Source organism: Sphingomonas ginsengisoli An et al. 2013, assembly GCF_009363895.1.
Lineage (GTDB): Bacteria > Pseudomonadota > Alphaproteobacteria > Sphingomonadales > Sphingomonadaceae > Sphingomicrobium > Sphingomicrobium ginsengisoli.
Genome location: NZ_CP045434.1, coordinates 334,324 through 349,677, shown reverse-complemented (window position 1 = coordinate 349,677; position 15,354 = coordinate 334,324). Strand labels below are relative to the sequence as shown.

Sequence of the window (15,354 nt, the reverse complement as noted above, 5' to 3'; positions counted from 1 at the left end):
TGCATGTGAGACGCCCCGACTTGGGACGAGGCGTGGGGGAACGAACGATGTTCTGGTTGGCAGCAGCGCTGCTGGTGGTCGCCGAACCGGCGCCGGGTGCGAGCGTCGAGGACGGCATCGCCGCCGCGGCGCAGGGCGACAATGCCCGCGCGATCGCGATCTGGACGCCGCTGGCCAAGAGCGGCGATGCCGAAGCGAATTACCGGCTGGCCGAAGCCTACCAGACAGGCCGCGGAGTGCCGGTCAATATCCTGCGCGCGCGCCAGCTCTACGGCCGCGCCGCCAAGGAATGCCACGCCCCGGCCCAGGCCAGCCTCGCGCTGCTCGACATTTCGAGCGGGCGGAAGGCCTCGGCGCTGAAGCTGCTCCGCGCCGCCTCGGCGAACAACGAGCCGCGCGCTCTGCTGTTCTACGGGCTCGCGCTGTTCAACGGCGACGGCGTCCCGCTCGAACGCGAGCGCGGCTATGCGATGGTCAAGCGCTCGGTGGCGCTGGGGCTGGTCGATGCCGAGCAGACGCTGTCGGAGATGGACGTGGTGATGTTCGTCACGCCGCCGGAGCGGGCGCGGACCAATCTCGCCCCGGGTGCGCTGCCAGCGCCGAAGCTCGCGCAATCGTCACCGAAGCGGCCAACCACGGCCCAGCCGCCTGTCGTCACGCCGTCCCCCACGACGCGGGGTCGTCCCGCCCCGCCACCGCCGAGCGCTGCGGCCGCCGCACCGGCTGGCGGCGGCGACTGGCGGATCCAGCTGGGCGCCTTCCGCCGTCCGGGCGCGCCGCAGGAATTGTGGGGCCGCATCAGCGCGCGCCTGCCGGGACGCCAGCCGTTCCTGCCGACCCAAAACGGACTGACCGCGCTGCAGGTCGGTTCCTTCGCGACGCGCGGCGAGGCGCAGGACGCCTGCCGCGCCGCGGGCACCAGCCCCTGCGTCGTGATCCGGGTTCGCTAGCCGGTCACCCACTCGGCGCGGCGAATGCCTTGCGCCCACAGCAGAGCGGTGAGGTCGTTATGATCAATCCGCGCGTCGGCGACTTCGCGCAGCTTGGGCTTGCCGTGATAGGCAACTCCCAGCCCCGCTTCGGCGATCATCGGCGCGTCATTGGCGCCGTCGCCGACCGCCAGCACCGCCGCCGGCTCGATCCCCATCTGGGTGCGGCGCTTGATCAAAGCCTCGCACTTGGCCGCGCTGTCGACGATCTCGCCAGTGACGAGACCGGTCAGGTGGCCGTGGATGCTGTCGAGATGGTTGGCGCGCACTTCGGTGAAGCCGAGTTCGGCCGCGGTGGGATCGGCGAAATCGTGGAAGCCGCCGGTCACCAGCAGCGTCCCCGCGCCGCGGGCGCGCATCGTCTGGACCAGTGTCCGCGCCCCCGGATTGGGGCGGATGCGCTCTTCGCGGCAGCGCTGGATGCAATGGGTGCTGAGGCCGTTCAGGGCGGCCACCCGCTGGTGGAGCGCGGTGGCGAAGTCGATCTCGCCGCGCATGGCGGCGTCGGTCACGGCCGCGATCTCGTCCTTCATCCCGGCATAATCGGCGAGTTCGTCGATGCACTCCTGCCCGATCATGGTCGAATCCATGTCCGCCACGAGGAGCCGTTTCACGCGGCCTTCGGCAGGCTGGACCACGACGTCGAGGCCCATCAGACCACGTTCGAGCATCAGCCGGATTTCCTGTAGCCGCTCGGGCGCTTCCTCGACCATTACGTCGGCAGCGTCGCCTTCGTCGAGCCAGCTCCACGTCTCGGCGTCGACCCGCGCCGAGGCGAGCAGCCGAAGCGCCTCGTCGATTCTGTCCTGATTGAGCGATCCGGCTGCTATCAAGGTGGCAATGAGCAAAGGACGTCCTCCTCTCGGCCTCATCGCCGGTCCGACTGCTGCGGGCAAGTCGGCGGTCGCGCTCGCCTGGGCCGAACGGGCGAACGGGGTGCTGATCAACGCAGACAGCGCCCAAATCTATGCAGGCCTCGGCATAATCAGCGCGGGGCCGTCCCCAAGTGAATTCGCGCGTGTCGAGCATCGGCTGTTCGGGTTTCGCGATCCCGGCGACCCCTGCTCGGCCGCCGAGTGGGCCGGGCTGGCCGCGCGGGAGGTCCGCGCGGTGTGGGCCGACGGCCGCTTGCCGATCCTCGTCGGCGGGACCGGGCTTTATCTCCGCACCCTGCTCGACGGGATCGCGCCGGTGCCGCCGATCGACCCGGCGGTGCGGAGCGCGGTGCGCGCGGCGACGGTCGCGGACAACCATCGCGAGTTGCGCGAGCTCGACCCCGAGGCCGCGACCCGGCTGCACCCGGCCGACACCACCCGGATCGCCCGCGCGCTCGAAGTGGTGCGCTCGACCGGACGATCCCTCGCCGACTGGCAACAGGCGCGTGAGGGCGGGCTGCGCGCCGAGGCCGACCTGCGCGGCGCGATCCTCCTCCCGCCGCGGGCCTGGCTGTACGAGCGCTGCGAGGGGCGCTTCGCGGCGATGCTCGACGAGGGCGCGATCGCCGAGGTGCGGTCGCTGCTCGAGCGCGGGCTCGATCCGGCGCTGCCGGCAATGCGGATGATCGGGGTGCGCGAGGTGGCGGCGCTGCTGCGCGGCGAGGTCGACCGCGCGGGTTGCGTCGCGGCGGGTGCCCAGGCCACTCGCAACTATGCCAAGCGCCAGTATACGTGGTTCCGACACCAGCGGCTGGGGGACCTGATGAACGTGGAAGACGCGCTGGACGAGGTGAAGATCGATCGGTTGGCGGCGACGCTGGCATGCTGACCGACCGCGACCTCGACCCCGCCCCGCTTACGGGCAAGACGGTGGCGATCATCGGTTACGGCAACCAGGGCCGGGCGCAGGCGCTCAACCTGCGCGACAGCGGCGTCGCGGTGCGGATCGGGCTTCGGCCCGGCAGCCCGAGCGAGGCCGAGGTCCGCACCGCCGGCTTCGACGTCATGCCGCCGCTCGCCGCGGCGGACGGGGCCGACCTCGTCATGCTGCTTGCCCCCGACGAAAAGCTCGCCGCGATCCACGACGAACTCGCCCCGGCGCTCAAGCCCCGCGCGGCGCTGGGGTTCAGTCACGGGCTGGCGATCCACTTCGGGCTGATCCGACCGCGCGCCGAGCTCGACGTGATCATGGTCGCTCCCAAGGGGCCGGGGACCGCCCTGCGCAGCCTGTTCGTCGAGGGCCGCGGGATGGTCGCGCTGGCGGCGGTGGCGCAGGACGCGACCGGCGGGGCGTGGCCGCTGGCGCTGGCCTATTCCCGGGCGCTCGGTTGTGGGCGCGCAGGCGTCATCCGCTCGACCTTCGAAGAGGAATGCGTCGCCGATCTGTTCAACGAGGGCGCGGTGGTGTGGGGCGCGGTGCCCCAGATCTTGGAGGCCGGCTTCGACACGTTGGTCGCCGCCGGCATCCAGCCCGAGGTCGCCTACCTCGAATGCGTCACCGAGTTGAAGCTGCTCGCCGGGCTGATCGAGGCGCGCGGGATCGCCGGCACCGCCGAAGCGATCAGCAACACCGCCGAGTTCGGCGCGCTCACCGGCGGCCCGAAGGTGATCGATGCGACGGTCCGCGCGCGAATGGGCGACGTGCTCGACGAGGTCCGCTCGGGCAACTTCGCAAACGCACTGAGCGAAGAGGCCGACGGCGATTATCCCCGGCTGCGCGCGGCGCGTCGGGCAGCACGGGAGACGGCGCTGGAAACCGCGCGGCGGCGGCTCGCCGGCGAGGCCTAGCCGACCACGTCCTTGATCGGATAGCGATCGCCGACGCTGGCACGCTCGGCATAGACCCGCTGCAATCTGCGATGCGCCTCGCGCGCGGCCGGATCGTCGGCCCCTTCGAACCGCTCTTCCTCCTCGGCGGCACGCCGGGCGAAATAGATGCGACTGGGTTCTTGGATCATGGCGCGGCTCCTTCGCGAGGTCCGTAAAACCGGGATTAACACGGCGGCGTCACGAAAGCGAATCGGCGGTCTGCAGACGCCCGATGAATTCATCGGCCGGACACGCGTCAGCCATGGAATTCAACTATGCCCGTCGGCAGGATCGAGGGCCTTGCCAATGCCAACCCTGTTTTCTGCACGGTTTCCCCATCGCGCTCGGCGCAACCGATCGCTGCCGGCGCGTCACACCGCTGCGGCGGCAATCGCCGCCGCGCTGCTCGGCGCAGCCTCCCCGGTCGCCGCGCAGGACCGCGTGGCCGAGATCTGCCGGGGCACCGAGACGACCGAGGCGGGAGGCAAGATTTCGCGGTCTCTGTACGCGGTCGACTTCAGCGCCGATCTTAAGGCCGGCTATGTTTGCTACAATCGGTGCACGGCGGCCGAGACCTTCGCCATCCACACTGGTCAGACGAATCCTATCACATTGGCCGACGTCGATAGCCCCACTCAGGTTCGATCGACCAAATTCGATCGTCGCACGTCATTGCTGATCGATCATCAGGTCATCCGCGTGCTTGGTGAGGTGCGACGCAATGCGACCGCCACCTGTCGCCCGACCACGTACCGTCAGCCGACGGTTGCGCGTGTCGAGGCCGGCGGCGGAGATCGTTAGGACGACGCCCGACTCATTTCCGCCCGAACAGCCGCTCGATGTCGCCGTGGGCGAGCTTCACCCAGGTCGGGCGACCGTGGTTGCACTGGCCGCTGTGGGGGGTGACTTCCATCTCGCGCAGGAGGGCGTTCATCTCGGCGACCGAGAGGATGCGGCCGGCGCGGACACTGTGGTGGCAGGCGAAGGTCGCGGCGACGAGGTCAAGGCGCTCCTTCAGGCCCTGCGGGCCGCCAAGCTCGGCGATCTCGGCGGCAAGATCGGCAAGCAGGCGTTTGAGGTCGGGCGTGCCGAGCACCGCCGGCGTGGCGCGGACCAGCATCGCGGACGCGCCGAAGCGCTCGACCTCGAGCCCGAAGGCGGCCAGCTCGGCGGCGGCCTCGTCGAGGCGGTCGCAATCGGGTTCGTCGAGCTCGACCACCTCGGGCAGGAGCAGCGCCTGGCGCGGCACCCCACCATTGCCCGCGCCGCGCTTGAGGCGTTCGAGCACGAGCCGCTCGTGCGCGGCGTGCTGATCGACCAGCACCAGCCCGTCCTCGGCCTCGGCGACGATGTAGGTCGCGGCGACCTGGCCGCGGGCAACCCCGAGCGGGTGGGCCGGGACCGGCGCGGTCGCGGGCTCGGCCCGCGCGGCTGGGGCGGCGGTGAAGAGGGCGTGGGTTTCGTTTAGCATCGTCCCGGCGAAGGCCGGGACCTCAGCGCGCGTAGGCGCCAGATACTCATGCTCCCCGAGATCCCGGCCTGCGCCGGGATGACCGCTGGGAGGTGTCAACTCGCTGGTCCACTGGACGGCGGCGGCGGGCTGCATCCGCGCGGCGCTGCGATGGCCAGCCTCGTCGAGCGCATGGCGAAGGCCGCCGACGATCAGCCCGCGCACTGCCTGCGGATCGCGGAACCGGACCTCGGTCTTGGCTGGGTGGACGTTGACGTCGACCTCCTCAAGCGGGAGCTGGAGGAAAAGCGCCGCGATGGGGTGGCGGTCGCGGGCAAGGACGTCGCTGTAGGCGGCGCGCAGCGCACCGACCAGCAACCGGTCCTTCACCGGGCGGCCGTTGACGAACAGATATTGGTGATCGGCCGCCCCGCGGTTGAAGGTCGGCAGGCTGACGACCCCGCCCAGCGCCAGCGGCCCGCGCGTCAGGTCGATCGGCAGGCCGGCGCGCTCGAGCTCGGGGTCGAGCAGCGCGGCGACCCGCCCGGGCAGGGTCGAGGGCTGGACCGCCAGCGTGCGACGCCCGTCGTGCTCGAGGGTGAAGCCCACGTCGGGCCGGCTCATCGCCAGCCGGCGGACGGCGTCGAGGCAGGCGGCATATTCGGCGCGCGGGGAGCGCAGGAACTTGCGCCGCGCGGGCACCTTGGCGAACAGCTCGTCGACCCGCACGCGGGTGCCGGGCGGGAGCGCCGCGGGCCCCTCCCCCACCCGCTCGCCATGGTCGACGACGATTCGCCAGCCGTCATGGTCCGCCGGCCGGCTTTCGAGGGTGAAGTGGCTGACGCTGGCGATCGACGGCAGCGCCTCGCCGCGGAAGCCGAAGCTGGCGACCGCCTCGATCCGCTCGTCGGGCAGCTTGGAGGTGGCGTGCCGCTCAAGCGCGAGGCTCATCTCGGCTGGATTCATGCCCGCCCCGTCGTCGCTGACCTCGACGAGGTCGAGCCCGCCGGCCGCCAGCCGCACCTGGACCGACCGCGCGCCGGCATCGAGCGCGTTCTCGACCAGCTCTTTCAGGGCGCTCGCGGGGCGCTCCACCACCTCTCCGGCAGCGATTCGATCGACGAGGTGAGAAGGCAGCCTTCTTATTGACATGGCAGGGGGTCTAGCCCAATCGGTCAGGGCGGGCGAGGGACTGCGACGGGACCCGGTTTACCGGCAGTTACCTCGTTGGGATTTAATCATTTTTCAGGAAGACGGGCGGGCATGTTCTGGACTCGGTGGTTCAAGTGGATGTCGCACGACATGGCGATCGATCTCGGGACGGCGAACACGCTCGTCTACGTGCGCGGTCGGGGGATCGTGCTGAACGAGCCGTCGGTGGTCGCGATCGAGACCATCAACGGGGTCAAGAAGGTCAAGGCGGTCGGTGACGACGCCAAGCTGATGATGGGCAAGACGCCCGATCAGATCGAGGCCATTCGCCCGCTGCGTGACGGGGTCATCGCCGACATCGACGTCGCCGAGCAGATGATCAAGCACTTCATCCACAAGGTGCACGGCGGCAAGATGCGCGCCTGGCGCTTCCCCGAGATCGTGATCTGCGTGCCGTCGGGCTCGACCAGCGTCGAGCGCCGCGCGATCCGCGACGCCGCCTCCAACGCCGGCGCGAGCGCGGTTTACCTGATCGAGGAGCCGATGGCCGCCGCGATCGGCGCCGACATGCCGGTGACCGAGCCGATCGGCTCGATGGTCGTCGACATCGGCGGCGGCACCACCGAAGTCGCGGTGCTCAGCCTTCGCGGCCTCGCCTACACCACCTCGGTCCGCGTCGGCGGCGACAAGATGGACGAGGCGATCTCCTCCTACGTCCGGCGCAACCACAACCTGCTGATCGGCGAAGCCACTGCCGAGCGGATCAAACAGGAGGTCGGCATCGCCAAGCCGCCGGTCGACGGCATCGGCAAGACGGTCCACATCAAGGGCCGCGACCTGGTGAACGGTGTTCCCAAGGAAATCTCGATCAACCAGGGCCAGATTGCCGAAGCGCTGTCGGAGCCGGTAGGGACCATCGTCGAGGGCGTCCGCATTGCGCTCGAGAATACCGCGCCTGAACTGGCCGCCGACATCTGCGACCAGGGCATCGTCCTGACCGGTGGCGGCGCGCTGCTGCAGGGTCTCGACGAGGTGCTGCGCGACGAGACCGGGCTGCCGGTCACGGTCGCCGAGGATCCGCTCACCTGCGTCGCGCTCGGCACCGGCCGCGCGCTCGAGGAAGAGCAGTTCCGCGGCGTGCTCCAGACCGCGTAGAGGAGCCTGACGCGTGGCGGCGCCGATGGGTGCGCGCCCGGGCTGGTCGCGACGGGCGCAATATGGCCTGTTTTTCAGCTTCCTGGCGGTCATCGCCGGAACGCTGATCGGGCTCGTCCTGCTGGGACTGTCGATCGTCGCGCCGACGGCTTACGCCGGGGTGCGGGGAGCGGCGCTCGACGTCACTGCGCCGGTCAGCAATTCGCTGCGGGCGGTGACCAGCACCGTCGGCGGGCTGTTCAGCGGTGCCGAGAATTACTGGGACGCCGCGCGCCAGAATGGCAGGCTCAAGGCCGAGCAGGCCGCGCTTCGCCGCCAGATCATCCAGGCCCGCGCGATCCTCAACGAGAACGCCCAATTGAAGGCCGCGCTGCAGCTGCGCGAGAAAACCCCGGTGGCGGTGGCCAGCGGACGCATCGTCGGCTCGTCCTTCGAAAGCCAGCGCCGCTTCGCGCTCCTCTCGGCCGGGCGCAGCGACGGGGTCGAGGTCGGTATGCCGGTCCGCGCTGCCGACGGGCTGGTCGGTCGGATCGTCGACGCCGGGGCCACCGCCAGCCGCGTCCTGCTCGTTTCCGACCGCGCCAACGTCGTTCCCGCCCGCCTGCTCCGCACCGGCCAGGCGGTGATCAGCACCGGCCGCGGCAACGGGACCATCGACGTCCGCCCGCTCGAGGTCGGGCGCAATCCGTTCAAGCGCGGCGATATCGTGGTCACCAGCGGGACCGGCGGACTCTACCCGCCCGGGGTTCCGATCGCGCGGGTGATGAAGCTCGACGACGACGGCGCGATCGCGCTGCCGATGGCCGACCCCGCCGACGTCAGCTTCGCCCAGGTCGAGCGACCCTATGAGGAGGCCGCGCTCGCCGCCGGCGCCGAGGTCCCCGCCCCGACCAGCACCGCCGCCGCGACCGGGCCGGTCGACGGGGGCCGCTGATGGTCCGCTCCGCGCTGGCCGGCAAAAGCCAGATCGGTCGTGGGCCCAAGCCGATCGCGCCGTTCGTCGCCCCGGTCAGCATCGCGCTGGCAAGCCTGCTCGGATTGCTGCCGATCGTCGCCCAGGTCGGCTGGGGGCCAAGCTTCGGCTACCTCATGCTGATCGCCTGGCGGCTGCTCCGCTCCGACGCCTTCCCCGGCTGGTGGGCGGCGCCGCTGGGCCTGTGGAACGACCTGGTCGTGGGGGAGCCGATCGGGCTGTCGATCTTCGTCTGGACGCTGTCGATGCTGCTGCTCGACCTCGCCGACCGGCGGACGATGTGGCGCGACTATTGGATTGAGTGGCTGCTCGCCGCTGGGCTTTTGTTCATCGGTGCGGTGGTACGGTGGAAAGTCGATGCCCTGATGGGCGCCCGCAATGAGTTTCACGTGATCTGGCCGCCGCTGATCATTGCCGTCCTCGCCTTCCCGGTCGCCGCCTGGGCCGCGAGCCGGCTCGACCGCTGGAGGCTCGGCCGGTGAACGCGCCCATCCGCTTCACCGCGGTCCACCAGAATTTGACCTTCTCGCGGCGGATGATGGTGGTTGGCGCGGCCCAGGTCGCGGTCGGCGGGGCGCTGGTCGGGCGGCTGGGCTGGCTCGCGGTGCGCGAGAACGCCAAATATAATCTGCTGTCGGAGAGCAACCGGGTCCAGCTGATCATCGTCCCCCCGCGGCGCGGCTGGATCGTCGACCGCGGCGGCAAGCCGATCGCGATCAACCGCTCGAACTTCCGGGTCGACCTCATCCCCGACCAGGTCAAGGACGTCCCCGGCACGATCGCCAAGCTGACGGGCCTGCTCGCACTCACCCCCGACGAGGTCGACCGGATCAACCGCGACATCGACGCCGCGGTCGGCTTCCAGCCGGTCCAGGTCGCCGAGAACGTGCCCTACGAGCGCTACGCCGCGGTCACCGTGCGGCTCCCCGAACTGCCCGGGGTGCAGCCGATGCGTGGCTTCTCGCGTTTCTATCCGACCGGGCCGGCGGTGGCGCATCTGATTGGTTATGTCGGCACGCCCTCGGCGGTCGATTACAAGAAGACCAAGGACCCCCTGTTCCTCACCCCCGGTTTCAAGATCGGCAAGCAGGGGCTGGAAAAGGTGCTCGAGCCCTACATGCGGGGCAAGCCGGGCGGCCAGCGGATCGAGGTCACTGCCAGCGGCAAGCTGGTCAAGGAACTCGACCCCAAGCCCGACCAGAGCGGCAGCACGGTCGCGCTGACGATCGACGCCGGCCTGCAGGAATATGCCGCGCGGCGGATGGGCGACAATTCGGGCGCGCTGGTCGCGATGGACCTCGCCTCGGGCGACATCCTCGCCTTCGTCTCGATGCCCGCGTTCGATCCCAACAGCTTCTCGAGCGGGATCGGCCGGACCGAGTGGAAGATGCTGTCGGAAGACGACCACAAGCCGCTGATCAATAAGGTCGCCCAAGGGCTCTACCCGTCGGGCTCGACGATCAAGCCGGCGATGGCGCTCGGCTTCCTCAAGCAGGGCGTCGATCCGTCCGCGCGGGTCTTCTGTCCGGGCGGGATGCGGATCGGCAACCGCTTCTTCAGCTGCGACGACCGCCACGGCTCGATGGACATGCACTCGGCGATCGCGCGCAGCTGCAACACCTATTTCTGGACGATGGGTCTGCGCACCGATCCCGAGCTTACCACCGAGATGGTCAACTATCTCGGCTATGGGCAGCAGTTCGAGCAGCTGCCGATCAACCAGCGTTTCGGCACCATGCCCAGCCCCAAGTGGCTCGAGCAGAAATACAAGCGCAAGTGGCAGGGATTCGACAGCGCCAACACCTCGATCGGCCAGGGCTATGTGCTGATTAATCCGCTCCAGTTGGCGGTGATGCCGGCGCGGCTCGGCTCGGGGATGCTGCTTCAGCCGCGGCTGCTGATGGGCGCGCCGAAACACCCGGTCGCCCAGGTCGCGGTCGACGCCGAGCATCTCAAGATCGTCCGCGAGGCGATGGGCGCGGTGGTCAACGGCGGCGGCACCGCGGCAGCTGCCAAGCTGCCGCTCGACGGTGTCCAGATGGCGGGCAAGACCGGCACAGCACAGGTCTACAAACTGACCCAGCGCAAGGTCGCCAATGCCAATTGGGCGCTACGCGACCACGCCCTGTTCGTCGCCTTCGCTCCCGTCGAGAAGCCGCGCTATGCGATCGGCTGCATCATCGAGCATGGCGGCTTTGGCGCCTCGTCCGCCGCGCCGATCGTCCGCGACACCATGACCTATCTGTTCGACCAGCAGAAGGCGTGGGCGACGCTCGGCCCGCTCGAGCAGAGCTGGGGCGGCTCGCTCGCAGAACGCACCGCCCGCCAGTCGGCGGCGTTCAAGGCCGCGGCGCAGAGCGCCGTCCAAGCCAAGGCCGCTGCGGCCGAGGCCGCGGCCAAGCCCGCCAGCGCATGATCCTCTCCTCGATCATCCCGCAGCCGCTCGCCCGGCTGCCGTGGAAGCTGTTGTTTCTGATGGTCGCGATCGGCAGCTTCGGGCTGGTCAACCTCTATTCCGCCGCCGGCGGCTCGATCCAGCCGTGGGCTCTCAAGCAGGGGCTGGCGATCGTCCTGTTCCTCGGCATGGCGGTCGCTCTGAGCAGCGTGCGCGAGGAGCGGATCAAACCGCTGGTGATGCCGATCTACGGAGCGATCGTGATCGCGCTGGTCCTGACCGACGCGATGGGCATCGTCGGCAAGGGCGCCCAGCGCTGGCTCGACCTCGGCATCATCCGCCTCCAGCCGTCCGAATTCATGAAGCCCTGCATAGCCCTGATGCTCGCCCGCTTCTACGAACTGCTCCCGGCCGGCGACATTCGCTCGTTCCGCGCGATCTGGCCGGCGGCGGCGCTGATCGGCGTGCCGGCGCTGCTGATCATCGCCCAGCCCGACCTCGGCACCGGCCTCATGGTCGTTTTCGCCGGGGTGACGGTGATGTTCCTCGCCGGCTTGCCTTTGCGCTGGTTCCTGCTTCCCGGCGCAGCGATCGCGGCCGCCATCATCCCGATCTACGAATTCCTGCTCCACGGCTACCAGAAGAAGCGGATCGACATCTTCCTCGACCCCGAGAGCGATCCGATGGGCGCGGGCTATCACATCACCCAGAGCAAGATCGCGATCGGCTCGGGCGGGATCTTCGGCAAGGGCTTCATGCAGGGAAGCCAGAGCCACCTCCAATATCTGCCCGAGGGCCATACCGACTTCGCCTTCGCCACCCTGACCGAGGAATGGGGGATGATCGGCGGCACCGCCATCATCATCGCCTATCTGTTCGTGCTGCGGTGGGCGATGAAGGTCGCCGCCAACGCCCCGACCCGCTTCGGCCAGTTGAGCTGCGCCGGGCTGGCCGCGGTGCTGTTCTCTTACTTCGCGATCAACCTGCTGATGGTGATGGGACTCGCCCCGGTGGTCGGCATCCCGCTCCCGCTGATCAGCTACGGCGGCTCGGCGGTGATGACCGTGATGATCTGCCTCGGCCTGCTGATGAGCTTCGAGCGCCAGCAGCGCTCGCGCAGCGGATCGACGCTTAGCTAACACGAGCGCTGAAAAGCGGTTGCATTGCCCGGAGCCCCCAGTTAGAGGACCGCCCGCGCCCTGCTACGGCACCGGCGCGTTGCCTGACAGGCATGGACGCATAGCTCAGTTGGTAGAGCAGCTGACTCTTAATCAGCGGGTCCTAGGTTCGAGCCCTAGTGCGTCCACCATTCTTCCCCTTTCGATGATCTCACGCTTCTAGCGCTCAATGCGGTAGAGGCTGGCGTCGGCACTCTGCGCGACGAGGCGGAGGCCGTGGAATTGCGCAGGCCGGGGCGGCTCGGTGCCGAGTAGCCAGACGTAGTCGAACCACGGGCGCGGCAACGCGCTCAGCGCTTGGTCGACCGTCCAGTTGGTCACACAGGCGGCGGGCTGAACCATCTCGGACGGATCGGTGGCGAACGGGCCCGGTGGGCGATAGCGCAGCCTGAGCAGGTTGATCCCCTGCCCCGGCCACTGGTCATTGCTGAACCCGTCGCGGCGCACGGTCACCATCGAGGCAAGATGACCGTCGCGGACCGCCGCCCAGCTGTCGTCGCAGTCGCGACCGACCAGCGCAACCACACGGGCGCCCTGCGGCAGTTGATCGAGCTGGTCGAGGCGCTCGTCCTGCTGCCGACCCGCCAGCGCGAAACTGGCGCTCTGCGTGGCGGTCCGGACGACGAAGAACAGCGTCGCGGCGATGGCGAGCCGGGCAGCGAAGCGCCGGTCGCTGCGGTCGCTGTCGATCGCGACGATCGCGACGGCGAGCAGCACGGGAAGCAGGCGCATGTCGGCCAGCGCCGAGTTGAGCATGTAGAAGGGTAGCACCAGGCAGGCGAGGCTCATCAGCACCGCGCCGGCGGCCAGCGGCTGGGCGAAATGCAGGCGCGGGTCGATGCGCGCGAACAGCAATGCCGCGAACAGCAGCATCCCCGCCGGCAGGTCGAGCCACTTCCAGCGGTCGCGCAACGGGGCCACCAGCCAGCGGAACTTGAGCGGGAGGTCGAACCAGCCGGTGAACGACCCACCGCCTGCGTTACGGATCGCGCCGAGTAAGGGGATCAGCGGCGCCGCCAACACGAGACAGGCCACGGCCGAGGAAATTAACGCGCTCGGCCAGCCGCGTCCGCGCCGGTCGCGGGAAGCGACTAGCTCGGCTCCGAAGCAGAGCAGGCCAAGCACACCCCAGCCGTAGATGTGCGTGAAGTAGAGCAGCAGGCTGACGGGCATGAACAGAATACCGCGCAGACGCCGCCGACCCAAACGCGCCAGTCGCAGCCACCAGGCGAAGGCGAGTAGCGCAAGCGCGACGCTCAGCGAAAAATTGAGGAATCCGTAGAGGAAGGGTGTCGCGTAAGCCAAGGGCGCGGCGAGCGCGGCGGTCGGCGGCAGGCGGCCATGAACCTCGCGCGCGATCGCCAGCAGTCCGCCAACGAACAGCGCCGGAATGGCGAGCACGACCAGCTTGACGCCAAGCTCGAGCCCGACGAGCGGGGCGATGACCTCGACCAGCAAATCGACGCCGAGATTGCCGACCGGCGCGCAGTGAAATTCGTAATAGCGCTGCAGCCAAGGCGAGCCGTCGAGGCTGAGCTGGACGTGATAGCGGGCAAGGTGCCCGGGCAAATCGAGCAGCGGCGGCAGCGATGGCCATAACAGCGGCACCATCGAGCCCAGCACGAGCAGCGCGACGAACCAGGTGCTGTTCCACCACGCGTGCCTCGTGCCCGCGCCTTGTTCGCGTTCGCTTTCGATCTGTCCGCCCTGCCCCACGCTCGCGACGCTAGTGGAGCGCTTAGCGCTGGGAAAGGGCGGCGGACCGTCCGACCGGCTTTGACCAGCGCACCTCGCAGCTGCCGACCGCTTGGGCATCGGTCCACCCGGCGATCACCGCGGGCTGGCAGCTGGCGAGCAGGCCGGAAAGCCCCGGCGCCTCTGCCATCACGCGGTGCGCGACGAGGCCGCGCTCCCGCCAGACCAGCTGGTGCCAGCGCAGCAAGGGCGCATAGCCCGGCCGGCCAAGATGAAGGCTACCCGGATCGACGACCGTGACAGCGGTCGTGCCGCGTGCGGCTAGCGTGGCGAACAGGTCGCCATACGACGCCTGCGGGTAGAAATCGCGCTCGGGAAAGCGATGGTAACGCCAGTCGATCGATTGCTGCACGAGGACCAGCCCGGTCAGCCCGAGCGCGGTGCCGAGCGTGATTGCCTCGACCCGGCGATTGGACCGCCAGGCGCCACTCACCATTCCGACAAGGTGGCGGAGCGACAGAGCGGCGATGATCGCCAGCCAGGGAAAGACCGGAAGGGCATATTGCAACGCGCGGTTGGTCGCTGTGCTCAGCACCAGCAGCGAGAATCCCGCGATCGCCAGCGCATAAAAGAACAGCAGCTTCGCGCGAGACGGGAGCTTGGAGAAAGCGAGCGGGGCCGCGACGAGGAACGGGCCGGCGATGAACCAACCAACCGGCAGCGAGGTCAGATAGAATAGTGGCGTGCTCGGGACGTTGAGCGACTGGCTGAACCGCCCGGCAAGGTCATTAGTGAGCGCCGCGGCGACATAGCCTGGCGCAGCCCGCTCGCGCAGAACGTAAAAGACCACCAGCGGAATGACGGCCGTCGCCGCGGCGAGGGCGAAGCGCGGCGTCTGCCGGAGTACCCGCCCGAAGCGGCCGATGGCGATGAGGTAGAACACCACCCCGACCATTGGGATGAAGGCGGCGATGCTCTTGGTCAGCGCTCCGGCGGCCACCAGCGCGCCGATCAGAAGCAGCGACGCCACGCTCGGTCGTGCTTGGTGGACCGCGAAGAACAAGCGCTGCAGCGCAAGCGTGACGAACAGGGTCAGCAGCGCATCGAAGTCGGCGGTCCGTGCCCCATGCTCGCCGAAAAAGCCTGGGCTCAGTAGCAGCATCCCCCCCGCGGTCAGCGCGACCGCCAGCGAGCCGGTCGTCCGGCGGGTGAACAGCACGCTGGCCAGCAAGGTCCCAAGCGCCGCCAGCGCTGATGGCAGCCGCATCGACCATTCGGACGGGCCGAACAGCGTCATGCTCAAGTCCATCAGCCAGATCAGCATCGGCGGCTTGGTGTTCCACAGGTCGGGCTGGAAGCCGAAGGTCGTGACCAGGCTGGGCCCGGTCAGATACATTTCGAGGGCGTTGTTGGCGTTGCGTGCTTCGTCCTGCAGCGCCAGCGGCGCCGTGCGCGGATCGACGAACAGGAAGGCGGCGGCGAGCGCGAGGAACAGTAGCACCCACAGCCAGTCCGCCACCGACCGACGAGCCAGTGGCGCGGATCGACCGTGAGCAGGAAGAGCGGACGCCAGCAACACCCCCGCTCGATAGTGCAATCGTCGTTAAAATTTGGTGCGTTTTG

General features: G+C 69.1%; 14 protein-coding genes and 1 tRNA gene. 10 read left to right on the top strand and 5 right to left on the bottom strand.

Annotation, left to right across the window (positions count from 1 at the left end; all coding sequences use genetic code 11):
- Positions 1-47: 47 nt before the first annotated feature.
- Positions 48-950: an SPOR domain-containing protein gene (locus GCU42_RS01765; protein WP_114228122.1), complete on the top strand. Its 903-nt coding sequence runs from the start codon at positions 48-50 to the stop codon at positions 948-950.
- Here GCU42_RS01765 and serB read toward each other — a convergent pair.
- Positions 947-1,837: a phosphoserine phosphatase SerB gene (gene serB, locus GCU42_RS01760; RefSeq protein WP_114228123.1), complete on the bottom strand. Its 891-nt coding sequence runs from the start codon at positions 1,835-1,837 to the stop codon at positions 947-949. The two genes, GCU42_RS01765 and serB, sit on opposite strands and share 4 nt — an antisense overlap.
- Between serB and miaA the strand changes: the two genes are divergently transcribed.
- Positions 1,830-2,753: a tRNA (adenosine(37)-N6)-dimethylallyltransferase MiaA gene (gene miaA / locus GCU42_RS01755; RefSeq protein WP_114228124.1), complete on the top strand. Its 924-nt coding sequence runs from the start codon at positions 1,830-1,832 to the stop codon at positions 2,751-2,753. The genes serB and miaA overlap by 8 nt on opposite strands.
- On the top strand, positions 2,747-3,712 hold the full coding sequence (gene ilvC, locus GCU42_RS01750; protein ID WP_114228125.1) for a ketol-acid reductoisomerase: 966 nt from the start codon (positions 2,747-2,749) through the stop codon (positions 3,710-3,712). The genes miaA and ilvC overlap by 7 nt, the downstream gene beginning before the upstream one ends.
- Here the strand turns inward: ilvC and GCU42_RS14935 are convergent.
- A complete protein-coding gene (locus tag GCU42_RS14935; RefSeq protein ID WP_162789264.1) occupies positions 3,709-3,882 on the bottom strand; it encodes a hypothetical protein in 174 nt (57 codons plus the stop codon). The two genes, ilvC and GCU42_RS14935, sit on opposite strands and share 4 nt — an antisense overlap.
- Here GCU42_RS14935 and GCU42_RS01745 point away from each other — a divergent pair.
- The gene (locus GCU42_RS01745; protein WP_152569420.1) at positions 3,881-4,534 is read left to right on the top strand and encodes a hypothetical protein; all 654 of its coding nucleotides are present in this window, start codon (positions 3,881-3,883) and stop codon (positions 4,532-4,534) included. The genes GCU42_RS14935 and GCU42_RS01745 overlap by 2 nt on opposite strands.
- A 13-nt stretch (positions 4,535-4,547) precedes the next feature.
- Here GCU42_RS01745 and mutL read toward each other — a convergent pair whose 3' ends face one another.
- Positions 4,548-6,335, bottom strand: coding sequence for a DNA mismatch repair endonuclease MutL (mutL, locus tag GCU42_RS01740; protein WP_114228127.1), 1,788 nt, complete (start codon positions 6,333-6,335; stop codon positions 4,548-4,550).
- 111 nt (positions 6,336-6,446) lie between these two features.
- Here mutL and GCU42_RS01735 point away from each other — a divergent pair, with 111 nt between their 5' ends.
- The 6 genes from GCU42_RS01735 to GCU42_RS01710 all read left to right on the top strand — a co-directional run bounded on the left by GCU42_RS01735 (position 6,447) and on the right by GCU42_RS01710 (position 12,167).
- Positions 6,447-7,490, top strand: coding sequence for a rod shape-determining protein (locus tag GCU42_RS01735; protein WP_114228128.1), 1,044 nt, complete (start codon positions 6,447-6,449; stop codon positions 7,488-7,490).
- A gap of 13 nt (positions 7,491-7,503) precedes the next feature.
- Entirely contained in the window at positions 7,504-8,424 is a 921-nt protein-coding gene (locus GCU42_RS01730; RefSeq protein WP_240309493.1) for a rod shape-determining protein MreC, read from the top strand.
- Positions 8,424-8,945, top strand: a complete 522-nt coding sequence (gene mreD / locus GCU42_RS01725; protein ID WP_114228130.1) for a rod shape-determining protein MreD — start codon at positions 8,424-8,426, stop codon at positions 8,943-8,945. The genes GCU42_RS01730 and mreD overlap by 1 nt, the downstream gene beginning before the upstream one ends.
- On the top strand, positions 8,942-10,879 hold the full coding sequence (gene mrdA, locus GCU42_RS01720; protein WP_114228131.1) for a penicillin-binding protein 2: 1,938 nt from the start codon (positions 8,942-8,944) through the stop codon (positions 10,877-10,879). Before mreD ends, mrdA begins: the two co-directional genes overlap by 4 nt.
- On the top strand, positions 10,876-11,997 hold the full coding sequence (gene rodA / locus GCU42_RS01715) for a rod shape-determining protein RodA (protein ID WP_114228132.1): 1,122 nt from the start codon (positions 10,876-10,878) through the stop codon (positions 11,995-11,997). Before mrdA ends, rodA begins: the two co-directional genes overlap by 4 nt.
- Positions 11,998-12,091: 94 nt before the next feature.
- Positions 12,092-12,167, top strand: a tRNA-Lys gene (locus tag GCU42_RS01710).
- Positions 12,168-12,195: 28 nt separating this feature from the next.
- Here the strand turns inward: GCU42_RS01710 and GCU42_RS01705 are convergent.
- Both GCU42_RS01705 and GCU42_RS01700 read right to left on the bottom strand, forming a co-directional pair.
- The gene (locus GCU42_RS01705; protein WP_114228133.1) at positions 12,196-13,752 is read right to left on the bottom strand and encodes a hypothetical protein; all 1,557 of its coding nucleotides are present in this window, start codon (positions 13,750-13,752) and stop codon (positions 12,196-12,198) included.
- A gap of 22 nt (positions 13,753-13,774) precedes the next feature.
- Positions 13,775-15,250: an ArnT family glycosyltransferase gene (locus GCU42_RS01700; RefSeq protein ID WP_114228134.1), complete on the bottom strand. Its 1,476-nt coding sequence runs from the start codon at positions 15,248-15,250 to the stop codon at positions 13,775-13,777.
- Positions 15,251-15,354: the final 104 nt, after the last annotated feature.